Source organism: Arthrobacter sp. SE2 (assembly GCF_058244265.1).
On sequence record NZ_JBZAYA010000015.1, the window covers coordinates 45,905 to 60,248 of the forward strand.

Annotated in this window: 15 protein-coding genes and 1 riboswitch; of the genes, 7 read left to right on the top strand and 8 right to left on the bottom strand. The window is 63.2% G+C overall.

The window, feature by feature from the left end:
* Positions 1 to 1,473 (bottom strand): cardiolipin synthase, encoded by a 1,473-nt coding sequence (cls, locus tag AC4CS3_RS18350; RefSeq protein ID WP_490784630.1) that lies wholly within the window; start codon positions 1,471 to 1,473, stop codon positions 1 to 3.
* A 120-nt stretch (positions 1,474 to 1,593) separates the two neighbouring features.
* On the opposite strand from cls, the gene AC4CS3_RS18355 reads away from it, so the two are divergent.
* On the top strand, positions 1,594 to 2,535 hold the full coding sequence (locus tag AC4CS3_RS18355) for an aminodeoxychorismate lyase (RefSeq protein WP_490784631.1): 942 nt from the start codon (positions 1,594 to 1,596) through the stop codon (positions 2,533 to 2,535).
* Positions 2,536 to 2,688: 153 nt separating this feature from the next.
* Here AC4CS3_RS18355 and AC4CS3_RS18360 read toward each other — a convergent pair whose 3' ends face one another.
* The 3 genes from AC4CS3_RS18360 to AC4CS3_RS18370 form a co-directional block, all read right to left on the bottom strand.
* Complete coding sequence (locus AC4CS3_RS18360) at positions 2,689 to 2,952, bottom strand: LGFP repeat-containing protein (protein WP_490784632.1); 264 nt, start codon at positions 2,950 to 2,952, stop codon at positions 2,689 to 2,691.
* Positions 2,858 to 4,915: a polysaccharide deacetylase family protein gene (locus AC4CS3_RS18365; protein ID WP_490784633.1), complete on the bottom strand. Its 2,058-nt coding sequence runs from the start codon at positions 4,913 to 4,915 to the stop codon at positions 2,858 to 2,860. Before AC4CS3_RS18365 ends, AC4CS3_RS18360 begins: the two co-directional genes overlap by 95 nt.
* A gap of 336 nt (positions 4,916 to 5,251) precedes the next feature.
* Positions 5,252 to 5,698, bottom strand: coding sequence for a DinB family protein (locus tag AC4CS3_RS18370; protein ID WP_490784668.1), 447 nt, complete (start codon positions 5,696 to 5,698; stop codon positions 5,252 to 5,254).
* A 160-nt stretch (positions 5,699 to 5,858) separates the two neighbouring features.
* On the opposite strand from AC4CS3_RS18370, the gene AC4CS3_RS18375 reads away from it, so the two are divergent.
* Together AC4CS3_RS18375 and AC4CS3_RS18380 are read left to right on the top strand one after the other, a co-directional pair.
* Positions 5,859 to 7,055, top strand: coding sequence for an SLC13 family permease (locus AC4CS3_RS18375; protein WP_490784634.1), 1,197 nt, complete (start codon positions 5,859 to 5,861; stop codon positions 7,053 to 7,055).
* 107 nt (positions 7,056 to 7,162) lie between these two features.
* Positions 7,163 to 7,732: a hypothetical protein gene (locus tag AC4CS3_RS18380; RefSeq protein ID WP_490784635.1), complete on the top strand. Its 570-nt coding sequence runs from the start codon at positions 7,163 to 7,165 to the stop codon at positions 7,730 to 7,732.
* A 24-nt stretch (positions 7,733 to 7,756) separates the two neighbouring features.
* Here the strand turns inward: AC4CS3_RS18380 and AC4CS3_RS18385 are convergent, their stop codons facing one another.
* The 3 genes from AC4CS3_RS18385 to AC4CS3_RS18395 all read right to left on the bottom strand — a co-directional run bounded on the left by AC4CS3_RS18385 (position 7,757) and on the right by AC4CS3_RS18395 (position 10,149).
* Positions 7,757 to 8,314: a hypothetical protein gene (locus AC4CS3_RS18385; RefSeq protein WP_490784636.1), complete on the bottom strand. Its 558-nt coding sequence runs from the start codon at positions 8,312 to 8,314 to the stop codon at positions 7,757 to 7,759.
* Between the two features lie 209 nt (positions 8,315 to 8,523).
* A complete protein-coding gene (gene ocd / locus AC4CS3_RS18390; RefSeq protein WP_490784637.1) occupies positions 8,524 to 9,555 on the bottom strand; it encodes an ornithine cyclodeaminase in 1,032 nt (343 codons plus the stop codon).
* Positions 9,556 to 9,717: 162 nt separating this feature from the next.
* Positions 9,718 to 10,149, bottom strand: a complete 432-nt coding sequence (locus AC4CS3_RS18395; protein WP_059389854.1) for an Lrp/AsnC family transcriptional regulator — start codon at positions 10,147 to 10,149, stop codon at positions 9,718 to 9,720.
* 55 nt (positions 10,150 to 10,204) lie between these two features.
* On the opposite strand from AC4CS3_RS18395, the gene AC4CS3_RS18400 reads away from it, so the two are divergent.
* The 4 genes from AC4CS3_RS18400 (at position 10,205) to AC4CS3_RS18415 (ending at position 12,631) form a co-directional block, all read left to right on the top strand.
* Positions 10,205 to 10,564 carry a hypothetical protein gene (locus AC4CS3_RS18400; RefSeq protein WP_490784638.1) on the top strand — a complete coding sequence of 120 codons (360 nt, stop codon included), beginning with the start codon at positions 10,205 to 10,207 and terminating at the stop codon, positions 10,562 to 10,564.
* Between the two features lie 70 nt (positions 10,565 to 10,634).
* Positions 10,635 to 10,747: riboswitch (SAM riboswitch) on the top strand.
* A 10-nt stretch (positions 10,748 to 10,757) separates the two neighbouring features.
* Positions 10,758 to 11,015: a DUF1737 domain-containing protein gene (locus tag AC4CS3_RS18405; protein ID WP_490784639.1), complete on the top strand. Its 258-nt coding sequence runs from the start codon at positions 10,758 to 10,760 to the stop codon at positions 11,013 to 11,015.
* Positions 11,012 to 11,422 carry a rhodanese-like domain-containing protein gene (locus AC4CS3_RS18410; protein ID WP_284752824.1) on the top strand — a complete coding sequence of 137 codons (411 nt, stop codon included), beginning with the start codon at positions 11,012 to 11,014 and terminating at the stop codon, positions 11,420 to 11,422. Before AC4CS3_RS18405 ends, AC4CS3_RS18410 begins: the two co-directional genes overlap by 4 nt.
* Positions 11,423 to 12,631: an O-succinylhomoserine sulfhydrylase gene (locus AC4CS3_RS18415; protein WP_490784640.1), complete on the top strand. Its 1,209-nt coding sequence runs from the start codon at positions 11,423 to 11,425 to the stop codon at positions 12,629 to 12,631.
* A gap of 9 nt (positions 12,632 to 12,640) precedes the next feature.
* Here the strand turns inward: AC4CS3_RS18415 and AC4CS3_RS18420 are convergent, their stop codons facing one another.
* A complete protein-coding gene (locus AC4CS3_RS18420) occupies positions 12,641 to 13,954 on the bottom strand; it encodes a glutamate--cysteine ligase (RefSeq protein ID WP_490784641.1) in 1,314 nt (437 codons plus the stop codon).
* Between the last annotated feature and the right edge of the window lie 390 nt (positions 13,955 to 14,344).

Here is a 14,344-nt window from a genome sequence, read left to right on the forward strand (position 1 = left end):
CTACTGCAGCGTGGCGGTCAATCGCGCCACATTGTCCACATATTTGGCAAGCATCGGCCGGTGCAACCAGCCCTCCAAGGTGAGCTCGCGGCACATTTCCCGGTAGCTCGATTCAACGGAGCGCATGCTGTCCACGGCTTCGGCGCCCAGGAGCATCACGGACACCTCCATGTTGAGCGAGAAGGAGCGCATGTCCATATTGCTGGAGCCTAGGACGGCCACTTCTTCGTCGATGGTGAAGTGCTTGGCGTGCAGGACGTACGGGGCGCGGTACAGGTAGATCCGCACCCCGGCTTCCAGCAGCGCCTCGTAGTAGGAGCGCTGGGCATGGTGGACCAGGAACTGGTCGCCCTTCTCGGAGACGAAAAGTTCCACGTCGACGCCACGCTGGGCCGCCGTCGTAATGGCGTACAACAGGGAATCGTCGGGCACGAAGTACGGGCTGCAAATTGAGATGCGGTGCTGGGCCGAGTAAATCAGCGTATTGAACAGGCGCAGGTTGTTTTCCGTGACGAACCCCGGGCCGCTGGGAACCACCTGGGCCGTCATTCGGCCGGGTGTTGCCTGGACCGCGACCTGCAGTTGGTTTTCCAGGGATTCATCGGTTTCGCTGAGCCAGTCGGTAGCGAAGACGACGTTGAGGGTAGCAACGATCGGCCCCTCCATCCGCGCCATGAGTTCCACCCATTTACGTCCTGCGCGTCGGTGCTTGGGATTGTTGTAAGAGGGCTCGATCAGGTTCTGCGAGCCCGTGAAGGCAATTTCGCCGTCGATCACCAGGATTTTCCGGTGGTTCCGCAAATCCGGACGGCGCCACTGTCCGTGGATGGGCAGCAACGGCAACATGCGGCGCCACTGGATCTGGCCGCTGCTGAGCCTACGGACCAGCCTCCGGTAGCCGGGGATCCGCAGCGTGCCGATGTGATCGAACAGAAGGCGGACGCTGACGCCGCGCGCTGCCGCGTTTTCCAACTCGGTGAGGAGTTCGTCCGTGACGGAGTCACTGCTCATGATGTAGAACTCCGCATTGACGAACTTCTTGGCCCCCCGGACCGCTTCCGTCATGGCCTTGATCGACTCCTCGTAGCCGGGGAAGAGCTCCACGGAGTTACCGTCCACCATCGGCAAGGAACCCAGGCGCCGGTTCAGTTCACCGGCCGACGTCACCCATTCGGGTCCCGCGTACGTGCTTACGACGTCGGCGAGCGCCGAAGTGCCTGCACGCACCCGATCGTTGACTTGCTCCTGCTGCTCCCGACGACGGCGGGACAAGCGGAAATTACCGAACAACAGGAACAGGACGAAACCGACGGACGGGACGAGGAAGACGGCCAGGAGCCACGCCATGGCCGTTGTGGGACGGCGGTTTCCGGGGATGACGCCAAGTAGCACGACGCGCAAGCCGATCTCAACGATGGCCCACGCACCGAGGAGCCAAGTCCACTCGGTTCCGAACTGAAAAGGAAACAGCACCCCACACCCCCATGATCGAATAGCTAATCAAAGAACCAACAGTCAGCCCAGCCTATCTGGCGCACCGCTCCCGACTGCTCGTCCTGACCATCCCTCCGGGGGCAGCACTAAGCTGGAAGCATGACTTTACCTGCCTCGACGGTCCTCGTTTTCCTGGATCCAGCGTTCGAAAACGGCCGCGTCGCCGATTCCAGCCAGCCACAGCTCATGGCAACCGACCTGGGCGCCACCCGGGGTGACGGCGTCTTCGAGTCGCTGCTCGCCGTCGAAGGCCGTGCGCGCAAGGTCCAAGCGCACCTGAACAGGCTTGAGAGCTCAGCCCGCGCATTGGACCTCAATATTCCCGGGCAGGACGTCTGGCGCCGCGCGATCGACACCGCGATCACCGAATTCCGCGACGCCTTCCCCGCGCCAAGCCCTGCCGAAGACGAGGTAGTCGTCAAGCTGTTGGTGACGCGCGGAGTCGAAGGCGCCTCGACTCCCACATGCTGGATCCAGGCCTCGCCGTCCCCCGCGGGCAGTCGCCGGCAGCGCGAGACGGGCATCGACGTCGTACTTCTTGACCGTGGCTTCGACACGGAGGCGGGCGACCGCGCCCCCTGGCTGCTGCTCGGCGCGAAGACGCTCTCCTATGCCGTGAACATGGCCGCGCTGCGCTACGCGCACAAGCAAGGCGCTGACGACGCGATCTTCACGTCAACAGACGGCCGTGTTCTGGAGGGTCCGACCTCCACGGTGTTGCTGGCCCACGTTGAAACGGTCGACGACGGCGCCGGCTCGGTGCGCACGGTCAAGCGCCTCATCACTCCGCAACTGGACAGCGGCATCCTGCCGGGCACGTCCCAGGACGCGCTGTTCACCAAGGCGAAGGCCTCGGGCTGGGAGCTCGGCTACGGGCCCCTGGTGCCGGAAGACCTGTTCGACGCCGATGCGGTGTGGCTGATCTCGAGCATCCGGCTCATCGCGCCGGTCAACCATGTGGACGGCAGGGAGATCGGTACCCCGGCAATGCGCAAGCAGCTGACGGCCGAGCTCAACGAGCTGTTCTCGGGGATCGAGTAGGGCTTTCGACCCCTGAGAAACAATGAGCGAAGGCTAGCCCTCCGCCGCAGGCAGCGGCAGGGGGCGTGCGTCAGAGATGCAGTCTGCCGCTACGCCCCCTGCCGGTTCAAGGGTGCGGACGCCGGCAGGGCCGACGTCCGCATGCGTTCAATCTCAGTTGTAAGTAATGGTGGTTGCGTTTGTCGTTGCCGACCAGGTGATGTGTCCTCCTTGGAAGTTCTGCGCTCTTCCGCCCGAAACCGCGTACTCGGTGGTGGTCGGGTAACCAAGGCGACCGTTCTCCCAACCCTGGGATGCGTAGGCTACGCGAATGGCTCCGCCGTTAGGGAAGGCACCGGTGGCTGAGGACCAGTAGATGACTCCACCTTGGAAGTTCTGGTAGACGCCGCCGTTCTTCAGCCCNCCCGCCGATCTCATTGCTGGTCGGATAGCCGAGGAACCCGTTCTCCCAATTCTGGGCCGCCCACGCCGCATCAATGGCGCCCCTGGTGATATGGGCTCCCGTTGCAGCAGACCAGTGGATCACGCCGCCCTGGAACGTCTGGTAGGCGCCTCCGTTCTTAAGCCCGCCGATCTCATTGCTGGTCGGATAGCCGAGGAACCCGTTCTCCCAATTCTGGGCGGCCCACGCCGCATCAATGGCGCCCCTGGTGAAATGGGCACCCGTCGCCGGGGACCAGTGGATCACGCCGCCCTGGAACGTCTGGTAGACGCCCCCGTTCTTAAGCCCGCCGATCTCATTGCTGGTCGGATAGCCCAGAATACCGTTCTCCCAATTCGTTGCAGCCCAAGCCGCATCGATGGCGCCCTTCGTGACGTGTGCCCCGGTCGCGGTTGACCAGTGCACCACGCCGCCCTGGAAGTACTGGTAGCAGCCGCCTGCGGTCAGGCCACAAACCATTGCTCCGGTGGCGGTGCCGATACTCGGAGGCCCAGCAGCCGCAGCCGCAATTGCGGCATCGGCCCCCGCGCCTGCGTCTGTGAGCGTGTAATCGTCCGTCACCAGAGTCCCGTTGGATTTCAGGTTCAGCCCCATACTGATGGCCGAGGCACCAGCGGGTACAGCCTTAGTTGTCCACGTAATCTGGGTCCAGTTACTAGCGGCAAGGACTTGGGGACTGGCGTCCCAATAGCTCCACGTGCCCAATCCCGTGCGGTAATACACCTCGAACTGGGTTGGAGCGGTGGACTTGAACCACGCAGACATCGTATACACGTGGCCGGGGATTGCACTTGGGGCGCATTCGCCCAGATCAAGAGTCGGCAGAAGCTTGCCGTCGCCGGTGGCATACCCGGTTATGACCATTTGCTCGGCTGCAGTCCCGGTGTGGCCCGGAGTCACCGAGGTGAAGGCTCGCGTGTTGGTTCCGTAACCGCCAGCCGCCCAGCACTGTGGCAGCCCTGTCGCGGCAGGCCCTGCCGTTTCCAGGCTCGGGTTCTTGGCGAGATTACCGCTAGTCTGGGGCGGCGGCGCAGCCGGGCCGTTGACGAGCGGCAGCACAGTCCCACCGATCACCTGGTCAATGGTCTTGACGGACGCAAGCCCTGAGGTCTGTTGCCCTGCTAGCCACTGTACAAACTGGGTGAAGAGGGCTGTGGTTACCGTCAAGGGGTCAGCAATGCCCGTGGTCGGATCAATGCCCGTGCCGATGTGGTGGAACGTGATCTGAACCCATCCGCCGCCGGGCTGTGCTTTCGTGACGAGGTTCTGCAGGTCCAGCAATGTCCAGGTGTTGTCCACCTCATCCGGGGCCTTAGTTAGCCACGGGTCCGCTGGCGGAATTGTCTCGGCAAATCCAAGGCCTGCCGAGCCGGGCACTTTGCTTTCGAGATCGCCCAAACTGCGGGCACTATTGAAACCGCAATCCTTCACCGTCTGCTCTACCGCGGGTGTCAGCGAAGCGAACGGATACGCGAAGCTTGTAATCCGGAAACCCATGTTGGTCAGATTCACGCGGTCATTGCAGATCTGGCGCTTGACCTCGTCCGGTCCCATCTGGGCCAGATCCGGGTGGGTCACGGTATGCCCACCGATCTCGTTCCCGGCCGCCTGGATTGCCAAGGCTTGGGCCTTCGTCATATAGCCGTTCGCATCCAGGTAACCGGAAGGCGTGAAGAACGTCCCTTTAAGGCCCGCTCCGTTAAGAATCTGGGCAGCAGCCACTTGATCTCCGTTGGCGTCGTCAAACGTCAAGGTGATGACCGGAGGAGTTGCCGCCTGTGCAGGCGCCGCGACGACAACGCCCACCAGGAAGCTGGCCATGACAGCCGCAACGCTGCCCGCGGCGAACCATCTGCTCATAGGCCTGACTTTCGCCGGAAGCCGCGGTGCCGGATCTGTTGAGCCCCTCATGAGGGGCTGGCGACTCGTCAATTTCATGTCTGCATCCCATAACTTGGTTGCGCGACTTTAGCGTGCGCCGGATTACCCCGAATCCCCGGTCCAGCGAAGTCTCAGCCGCAGTAAATAAATCTGATGCGTCTCCGCGCGAAACGCTTTGACGCTTCGCAATCCCCACGGGATTCCGAACAATTGTGTTTTGGACAACCAGTGCCCCAATTCGGATCATATGGACCAAGGCTCAACGGGTCGCGAGTAATGGCTACTGGACTGCTTACGGGAATCGAGAATCGACACTCCCCTACTACCTACCGGAAAGTAATCGCTCTCACCGGGACTCGAGAGCGCCCGAACGCGGCGACGAGCACCTCGTCTTTATCCCCGGCTGAGGATCTGCTCGCGCAGGATGTCTGCGTGCCCGCAGTGTTGCGCAAGCTCGCGGAGCATGTGGAGGTACACCCAGCGCAGTGGGAGCGGACCGCGTCGGTTGCCGTTGAGCATGTCGTCGAGGCCCAAGGACGATGTCGCCTGGCGCGATGCTTCGCATGCCTCGCGGTGTGCTTGCTGGATCGTGGCGATCGTGTCGCCGTCATCGAGGATAAAAGACTCATCCGGCGTCGCAGGGATACCGATCTCGGCCCGGGAACGGCACGTTATGGCTTCGTCGAACCAGACCTTCTCCACGAAGGTCGCGTGTTTCACGAGGCCAAGCAAGGTGGTCCGGGACGGCACCAATGACCGCCGGGACTGTTCTTCCGTCAACCCGTTCAAGCAGTCATGGAGCGCCCGCCGGTGCTCGTCGATAAATGCCTCGAATTGCATCCGAATGGGCTGGTTGAAGATGTTCTCGGCAAGCGTCACGGTTGCACCTATGTTTTCCGTCAGGCAGGGACTCAGTCAGTATCGACGTGATACGAGCTTAGCGTGGCGATGATTGCCGTCCTTGGTCCGAGGATCGCACGCTGGGGAATAGACTCCGTTCATGCGTCTGGCGATCATTGGAGCGGTCCTGCTTTTGGCGGGTGCCGTGGCGATCGCCACGGGCGCCCTGCCTTTCACCGATCTCATGGCACTCGTGGATCGAGTGGCTCCCATTCTGCTGTTCGTCGTCGCGATGACGGTTGTGACTGAGCTGTGCAGTGAGGCCGGGGTGTTCCTTTGGACTGCCCGCCGGCTCCGTTATTGGGGCCGCGGATACAGCATTCTCTTGTGGCTGTTCCTCGCGGTCTTTGCGACGCTGAGCACTGTCTTCCTTTCCCTGGACACAACGGCTGTGCTGCTGACCCCGGTGGTGGTCAGCGTTACGCGGCAAGCCGGGCTGCCGGCCCTGCCTTTCGCACTGACGACGGTCTGGCTGGCCAACACGGCAAGCCTGCTGCTGCCCATTTCCAACCTGACGAACCTTCTGGCGCAGCACAGTCTTGGCGGTATTACTCCTGGCGGGTTTGCTGGCCTGATGTGGGCGCCCTCCCTTGCGGCCGTCGTCGTACCGCTGCTGTTCATCGCCATCGTCTTCCGGCGGGATCTGCGCAACCGCTATTCACGGATCCCGGTCGGGCGGAGCAGGCCTGACCAGCCAGCCGGCGCTGAATCCAGGCCTGCGGCGGACCGGGTCCTGCTCGGGTGCAGCGCCGTGGTTCTGGCGCTGCTGCTGCCCGCATTGGTGTCCGGAGTCCCGGTATGGATCCCTGCCCTGGCCGGGGCTGTAGTGCTGGGCGTGGTGTTCGCGTTCCGGCGCCCGCGGGTTCTCAAGGTGACCCTGATTCCTTGGTCCTTATTGCTGTTCGCTTCCGGCCTCTTTCTGGTGATGGAGGCCGCCAGGCATCTGGGGGCTTCTGTGTTGCTGAGTCAGGTGGCCGGACAAGGCCAGGGCTTCCTGGATCTGGTTCGGCTCGCCACGACGGGCGCCGCCGGCTCCAATGTCCTCAACAATTTGCCTGCGTACCTGCTCGCAGAACCGCTGGCGGGGACCCCAGTGCGGATGGCGGCGTTGCTGATCGGAGTCAATGCGGGCCCGATCATCACGCCTTGGGCCTCCCTGGCAACCTTGCTGTGGCACGACCGTCTGATGCGGATGAACGTCCTGATTACGTGGAAGGGCTACGCGATCTTCGGACTGATGGTTGCTCCTCTGACCGTGTTTGCCGCAGTAGCGGTGCTGGCAGTCACCGGACAGTGAGGGCGTTCGGCGCGTGCCGGCCCCATCGCCGGGCGCGAAGAATCAGGACAGAATATAGAACAGCTCGGCCGTACCGCCGGAACCCCGACACGAGAAGGATCTGCCTCATGCTCAGCCTGCAGGACATCGATGACATCGTCCTCAACGGAGGGATTGTCGTTGACGTCGCCGGGGAGAAAATCGGCTCAGTGGAGCAGGTTTTCACCAGCGGTGATTCCGGGGATCCTGTCTTTGTCACCGTGCGGACCGGCCTGTTCGGCATGTCCGAGTCTTTCGCCCCGCTTTCCGGAGCCAGCCTTGAGAATTCAGTGATCAGGGTGGCTTTCGCCAAGGACAAAGTGAAGAACGGCCCGCGCATCGAGAGCGACCGCGGCGTGATCACGGAGACGCAGGAACAGGAACTCTACAACTATTACGGGCTCGCGACCGAGGCCCCCAACGAAGGTGCCGCGGAGGAAACCGGTGCCTACGATGGACGGACGGTGCCTGAGTCCGCGGCTGGGGAGACCGAGCCGGAACCGGGCCCCCCACCCCCGCCCCGGCATCCGCCGCGTCCGCCGCACGGCGGTCCGCATCCGCCGCACCTGCACAAACATGTACCCCACCCCCCGCACCCCGGCCCTCCCGCGCCGCATCGGCCACCTGGGCCCTCGGCGGAACCGGAAGACATTCCATAACCGTCGCCCGCGTGCCGGAGGATTTCAGCCACCGGCCGTGATCCTCACAGCAGCGACGCCCCCGCCTGTTGAGGCGGCGGAAGCACCTGAATAAGCCCGCATTACTAGAACCTGGACATTGACCGACGCAGGCTGCAGCTGAACAACTCGCGAGTAGGACGTAGCGCAATCGATCGTCTGATCCTGCGGGGCAAGGCCGATCCGTGGATCCTGGGCGATGACAAGGTGGACATCCGAGGCGCCAACACAGGCTGCGGTCAGAGTATACGGGCCCGCGTCCTCGACCCTTGCACTCTTTCCAACCCCGCTAACGGCGCCGCCCACACCGCCGGAATCCTCCAGGATCACCGCGCCGGAGGCTCCCCCGAGAAGTTGCTTGGCGGTAACGAGGTTCCTGGCTTCCAGCGCTACGGTTGCCTGATCCTTGGTGGGCAACGGCGCCCGCGGAGGGGAACTCCGCGTGGGCCCGGCAGCGGGCCGGGGATCGCCGGCGTCGGTATATTGACAGCCGGACAAACCGGCCGCCAGCAGCAGCCCTGCCAGTAATACCGCTACGGTTCTGGTTCCCCCATGAGCCACCATGAATCCGAGTGTAGCGGGCAGGCAAATTTAGCATGGCGACCCTATTGTGCCGCCATGCCCTCAGTAGTTAACTAGTTGCGGCCGGTCAAGCTTGTTAAACGTCTGGTGCGCCGGTTCTGGGGCCGGCGCACCAGACTTCCCCAACTAACTCGCATTTGTTGTCGTTTAGCGGCCTGTAAACGACAACAACTGCGAGTCAGTTGGGCTTCTCAGGATCCGATGGGAGAAAGTGCCCGCACCAGACCGAAAAGGTCCTTGGGGTCATCGGGGTTCGCGACGAGGTCGATCTCCTCGAAAAATTCCGAACCCTCAACGGCATCGCGCAGATACCGCAGGGCGGAAAAGTCCTCGATCGCGAAGCCCACGGAATCGAAAATCGTGATCTGGTCCGTGGCGGTGCGGCCCGGCGCGTGCCCGCACAGGACCTGCCAGAATTCCGTGACGGGAAATTCGGCGGACATTTGTTGGATCTCGCCTTCAATCCGCGTCTGGGGATCGTATTCCACAAAGACATCGCCGAGGCCCAGGATGGCAGCGTCGAGTTCGGTCTTCCCTGGGCAATCGCCACCGATCGCGTTGATGTGAACACCAGGCGAGACCTGGGCAGCCGTCAGGATGGTGGCATTCGCCTTGTCCGCCGTGCAGGTGGTGATGACATCGGCGCCCTCCACTGCAAGGGCCGCCGAGCCCGCGATGGTGATGTCGAAGCCGAGGGGAGACATGTTCCGGACGAACTTCTCCATCGCAGCCGGATCCGTGTCCCAGATCCTGACAGTGTTTATGCCCAGGGCCGCCCGGAAGGCCAGGGCCTGAAACTCCGATTGGGTTCCGGTCCCGATCATCGCCATGATGCGGGCATCGGGGCAGGCGAGTTTCTTCGCGACCATCCCGGACGTGGCCGCCGTCCGCAGCGCTGTCAGCACAGTCATCTCTGCGAGGAACGTCGGGTAGCCGTTATGGACGTCGGACAGGACACCGAAAGCTGTCACCGTCTGGAAGCCACGCGCTGGATTCGAAGGGTGTCCATTTACATACTTGAAGCCGTATGTTTCCCGGTCGCTGGTGGGCATCAACTCGATGACCCCAAATGGCGTGTGACTTGCCACCCGCGGAGTCTTGTCAAAAGATTCCCACCGCCGGAAGTCGTCTTCCAAGTATCGAATCATCTCCGAGATGATGGTCTCCGGGCCTCGCCCGGCCGTCCAGCGAACCATATTGCGGACATCGACAAAGCGCGTCATGTGCGCTCCTTTCCCTTACAAGCACTGTTGCTACGAGGCTACGGAGCGGCGATATGCATCCACAATTGCCAAAGTACGTACTTTTCATTGAAAAGCTGGACAAAATGATGAACACGTCTTTACATAATGCTCATTGGATACAGGCGTCCGTCATCCGGACGGCTACCGCAGGACGGAACTGAGCAACAGGCTCGTCTCGCTATTGACGATCCCCTCGATGCCGCGGATCCTGCCCAACACCTGGTCAAAGTCGCTGAGGCTTTCCGTGCGCAGCTCGGCCACGAGATCCCAACCGCCGTTCGTGGTGTGCAGCGCCCAAATCTCGGGAAGCCCCCTGAGCTGGCGAATGACTTTGTCGGCCGATCTTCCCTCCACTGCTATGAGCGCAATAGCCCTAATCGCAAGTGGATCGACCTCGTCGCGCACCCTGGCAGTGAAACCAACGATGGTTCCCGAGGAGACAAGACGCTCGAGCCGGCTATTCACAGTGGCCCTGGCTACGCCCAGCTTACGCGCGAGGCTCGCCACGGACGCCCTGCCGTCCTCCCGGAGGGCGGAGAGGAGCTGACGGTCAAGGTCGGTGAGTGCTGCCATAAAGATAAACGTATCGCCCATTCCCCAAGCGGGCCTGAGTCCGTAGGGTATCGACATGAGCATCTACATCAGCCCCGACTCTGCTGCATGGTCGCTGACGGCCATGGCGACTGGTGCGTCAGCGGGATCAATCGATGATGCAAACGGCATGTCCAACTTGGTGAAGGAAATCTACGAGACAGAAGGTTTCGAAGCCCTGTCGGGTGTGGTTTTTGCCTTGGCTCATCACAACAGCCTCTCGCTGCACGCGCTCGCCACGGCCACCGGGATATCCGTGCACGAGTTGCTGGAAATCCGGAAGCACCAAGGTTCCACTTTCCATTACTCGCCTACGGGAGTAGCGTCGCGGTTTGACGCCATTCCACCCCGGATCCAGGCAAGCCTTGAACCGCTGCCGAAAGAAACCGACGCCTAAGACCCCCGGTTACGGAACATGACGACGGCCGGTGATGCAGGCCGCCGTCGTGGATGTTATTTTCTTCTTGAGTAATGAGCACCAGCGCGAAGCCCTGACTTGCTGGTCGGCAACCCTCTCTCCGGCGGGGTGCCTCAGGTGACTACTCGGCGTATCGACACTTTCGAACTGCAAGCGTGACTGAGGAGCACCAATGCCTGAACCCACCGAAGAAAAACTCTCGTACCGTCTCATCACGGGCCCTGACACGAAGGATTTCTGCGAGCGGATCTCCACCGCCCTCGCGGAGGGATATGTGTTGCACGGCAGCCCAGCCGCGACCTTCAACGGCAGTGACGTGATTGTGGCGCAGGCCATCGTCCTCCCCGCAGCGATCGCCAGCGCGGACGCAGCAGTTGCCAATGCAGTAGACCAGCTTGATGAAGAGTTCGACGGCGAGGGCCACGCATGAGCTATGCAGGCGACCTCAGCCCGCACGACGCCTGGGCCAAACTGGAACAAGGCGCCATCCTGGTGGACGTCCGCACCGAAGGCGAGTGGGCACACATCGGGATCCCGGACACCAAAGCCACCGAGAACGATCCCTTGTTCATCCAGTGGAACCTGGCCGGCGGGATCCCCAACTCACGCTTCATCGACGATCTGAAGCAGCAGGCTCCGGAAGCGGACGGCACCGAACTGGTCTTCCTGTGCCGCTCCGGCCAGCGTTCCATCGCCGCTGCGATCGCCGCAACACAGGCCGGCTACACCGCCTACAACGTCCTCGAGGGCTTCGAGGGCGAACCGGACCGCTACGGCGAGCGAACCGTGAACGGCTGGAAAAACCGTGGACTTCCGACGAACCTGGGGAACATCTAAGTGACTTTCAATCCTGACGCCGCCGGCTGGAGCCCTGACACCCAGGCAGTCCGCGGCGGTCTTGACCGCACCAACTTCCAAGAAACGTCCGAGGCCGTCTTCCTGAACTCCGGCTTCGTCTATGAGTCCGCCGCAGCCGCAGAGCGCGCATTCACGGGCGAGGACGAGCGCTTCGTCTACTCCCGTTACGGCAACCCCTCCGTGGCCACTTTCCAGGAGCGACTCCGCCTGCTCGAAGGCACCGAAGCGTGTTTCGCGACGGCGTCGGGCATGTCCGCTGTCTTCACCGCCCTCGGTGCGTTGCTGGCCGCCGGCGACCGCGTGGTTGCCGCCCGCTCGCTCTTCGGTTCCTGCTTCGTGATCCTCAACGAGATCCTGCCCCGTTGGGGCGTCGAGACCGTCTTCGTGGACGGCCCGGACCTGGACCAGTGGCGTGCCGCATTGTCCGAGCCGACAACGGCAGTGTTCTTCGAGTCGCCGTCGAACCCCATGCAGGAAATCGTGGACATTGCAGCGGTGAGCGAACTAGCCCACGCGGCGGGCGCTACCGTCGTCGTCGACAACGTCTTCGCCACTCCGCTGCTGCAGCGCTGCGGCGATCTCGGCGCGGACGTGATTGTCTACTCGGGCACCAAGCACATCGATGGCCAGGGCCGGGTCCTGGGCGGAGCAATCCTGGGCACCAAGGAATTCATCGACGGTCCCGTGAAGCAGCTCATGCGGCACACCGGGCCGTCGCTTTCCGCGTTCAACGCCTGGGTCCTGACCAAGGGCCTGGAGACGATGGCGCTGCGCGTCAATCACTCCTCGGCGTCTGCGTTGCGGATCGCCGAATGGCTTGAGGAACAGCCGGCCATCAGCTGGGTCAAGTACCCGCTGTTGAAGTCGCACCCGCAGTTCGAGCTCGCCGCGAAGCAAATGAAGGCCGGCGGAACCGTGCTCACCTTCGAGCTGCTCCCCTCTGCCGGGCGATCGGCGAAAGAGGCCGCCTTCGCGCTGCTGGACGGGCTCGCCGTGATCGATATCTCGAACAACCTGGGCGACTCCAAGTCCCTCATCACCCACCCCGCCACCACCACGCACCGCGCCATGGGTCCGGAAGGCCGCGCGGCCATTGGCCTGAGCGACGGCGTCGTGCGGCTTTCGGTGGGGCTGGAGGATGTGGACGACCTCATCGGGGACCTGGAGCGGGCCCTCAAGGAGGTTTAGCTCGGCGGGTTAACCCGGCGCTTCGCGCCAGTCTTGGCGCACCCAGGTGAGGACGGGCTGCGGCTTGGTGTCGCTCTCGTCCCTCTCCGAGCGCATCGTGATCTGAACGGCGTGCTCGACGACGGCGGCCAGCCCGGCGGCGTCGGGCGCGCCCCCGTTGGTCTCGCTCCAGCGCCCGGCAACACCACGCTGTTCGATAGCGCCGTTGCCACGGCCCAGGATGGCCGCCACGCCGGCTTGGACCAAGTCGAATTCGCCCTGTTCAGCGAGGACAGGTTCCAGGTACTCCACCAACGACCAGACGACGTCCGCGGCGGGCTCCGGGCGGAACGTTCCGAAGTCCAGCAGTTCGGTGCGAAGTCCGAAGTTGCTTGCCTGCCAGGACGCCATCCGCAAAAGCGCCGTGGGCACGGCCGCCGGCTCTATTCCGGCATGGTATTCACGAACAGAAGTCTCGACCAAGGCCCTGACGAGCACCGCGATGAGCGCCGCATCCTCGGCCCGTAGGCAGACATCGGCCACCCGGACCTCCACCGTGGGAACGTGCCGGGACAGCCTGGCGTCGAAGTAGACCATCCCCTCGTCCAGCAACACTCCCGTTTCGATGAGCCTCCTGACAACGCGTCGGTAAGCGGCCAAGGAACCGAAGATGGCTGACGGCCCCGACGAAGGCCAGCGGTTCCACGCCTGCGTCCGGTAGCTCTCAAAACCGGTAGCCAGACCCCGCCAGTAAGGAGAATTGGCGCTCATCGCCGTGAAGACAGCGAGCTTGTCCCGGATCCTGTCAAGCACCATCACGCCTTCCTCCGGGGACTCGATCGAAGTGTGGACGTGGAATCCGCAGGTGAGCTGTTCGTGCGCCGTGATGCCGAAACGTTCGAGCATAATGGCGTAGCGGGGATCCGGGGTGGTGTGCAACGCGGCGTCCACGGGCGAGGTGGCCAACGCGGCGATCCTTGCGCCGTGGCGCCGGGCGGCATGGCTCGCGAGGCCCCGCGCCCTGCGGATCTGGTGCAGGAGCTCGGCGTAACTGCGGCATGGCCGGGTCTGGGTTTCGATCTGTTCAAGCTTGAGCTCGTGGCTTAGGCCGGTATCGGGGCCGTCGATCTCCTCAAGGGGCGGACCGGTGTCGGGACTGTCCTGGGCGGGGCCATCGTGGGCCGTGCCGTCGCGGCCGTCGTGGGCCGTGCCGTCGCGGCCGTCGTGGGCCGTGCCGTCGGGGGCGGGCGCGGGGGCCGAGAGGAGCGCGTCGGCAAGCGCGAGCGGCTCGCCGGTCACGGGATCGACGATCAGCAATTCCTCTTCCACACCAAAAGTGCGCACGGATCAATTGTGCGCCATGGCACCCTTGCGGAGACAGATCGGGATTTTGCGGCCCGTCCGACGGATTCTGCCGGATCATTCCGGCAGCAGCAGAGGACAACCCTTACTTTCCGGGCATGGTCGAAAGCCAACCCGGGGATGATCCAGCAGAATGTCGGCCAATTCGTCCACATACGCCATATTCCTTGGCGCATCAGCTGGAGTTCCATGGCTAGCTGGATCCATGGATGCCTTGGAATTCCTTGCTTCAGTGGGTGGGGTCACTCGCGTGGGTCTGCTGCGCGCCAACGGCTATACGCCCTCAGCCATCCACAAGCTTGCCTCCGCTGGGGCACACCAACCACGAAAAGGCGTGGGGGCCCTCCCGTCAGCGGATCCGGAATACCTCGC

What these genes read in the sequence shown, in the direction of transcription:
- AC4CS3_RS18395 (WP_059389854.1), bottom strand. Translation starts at nt 10,149, where the DNA reads ATGGCAGCACTCACCGACCTTGACCGTCAGCTCCTCTCCGCCCTCCGG.
- AC4CS3_RS18385 (WP_490784636.1), bottom strand. Translation starts at nt 8,314, where the DNA reads ATGGTGGCTCATGGGGGAACCAGAACCGTAGCGGTATTACTGGCAGGG.
- AC4CS3_RS18375 (WP_490784634.1), top strand. Translation starts at nt 5,859, where the DNA reads ATGCGTCTGGCGATCATTGGAGCGGTCCTGCTTTTGGCGGGTGCCGTG.
- AC4CS3_RS18370 (WP_490784668.1), bottom strand. Translation starts at nt 5,698, where the DNA reads ATGCAATTCGAGGCATTTATCGACGAGCACCGGCGGGCGCTCCATGAC.
- AC4CS3_RS18380 (WP_490784635.1), top strand. Translation starts at nt 7,163, where the DNA reads ATGCTCAGCCTGCAGGACATCGATGACATCGTCCTCAACGGAGGGATT.
- ocd (WP_490784637.1), bottom strand. Translation starts at nt 9,555, where the DNA reads ATGACGCGCTTTGTCGATGTCCGCAATATGGTTCGCTGGACGGCCGGG.
- AC4CS3_RS18410 (WP_284752824.1), top strand. Translation starts at nt 11,012, where the DNA reads ATGAGCTATGCAGGCGACCTCAGCCCGCACGACGCCTGGGCCAAACTG.
- AC4CS3_RS18400 (WP_490784638.1), top strand. Translation starts at nt 10,205, where the DNA reads ATGAGCATCTACATCAGCCCCGACTCTGCTGCATGGTCGCTGACGGCC.
- AC4CS3_RS18405 (WP_490784639.1), top strand. Translation starts at nt 10,758, where the DNA reads ATGCCTGAACCCACCGAAGAAAAACTCTCGTACCGTCTCATCACGGGC.
- AC4CS3_RS18355 (WP_490784631.1), top strand. Translation starts at nt 1,594, where the DNA reads ATGACTTTACCTGCCTCGACGGTCCTCGTTTTCCTGGATCCAGCGTTC.